The sequence below is a fragment of the Acinetobacter guerrae genome, assembly GCF_009372255.1.
Taxonomy (GTDB): Bacteria; Pseudomonadota; Gammaproteobacteria; order Pseudomonadales; family Moraxellaceae; genus Acinetobacter; species Acinetobacter guerrae.
In genome coordinates this window covers 1-225 of the sequence record NZ_LXGN01000039.1, presented here as the reverse complement: position 1 = coordinate 225, position 225 = coordinate 1, and the positions used below count along the sequence as shown (strand labels likewise).

The window sequence follows — 225 nt, the reverse complement described above, 5'->3', positions numbered from 1 at the left end:
AATATTAATTTGGGTTTTAATGGCGACCAAGAAGAGCTTCAGTACAACTTAACTGTTTACCATAATTGGTTTGATAACTTTATCTATGCAAATACGATCGACCGTAAGGGAGATTTTNGTTCTATACATTATGACCAAACAGATGCACGTTTTTATGGCGTTGATGGTGATATTAGCTACCAGATGAGTGCGCGCTATAATGCAGGCTTATTTGGGGATTATGTG

The 225-nt window shown here is 37.1% G+C and carries 1 protein-coding gene and 1 pseudogene; both read left to right on the top strand.

What is annotated here, in order from left to right; all coding sequences use genetic code 11:
* Positions 1–9 precede the first annotated feature (9 nt).
* Positions 10–117, top strand: a pseudogene (locus tag A7A69_RS16865) (hypothetical protein); the annotation flags it as partial.
* A 1-nt stretch (position 118) separates the two neighbouring features.
* On the top strand, positions 119–225 hold a 107-nt coding region (locus A7A69_RS16860; RefSeq protein ID WP_241675256.1), incomplete at both ends, for a hypothetical protein.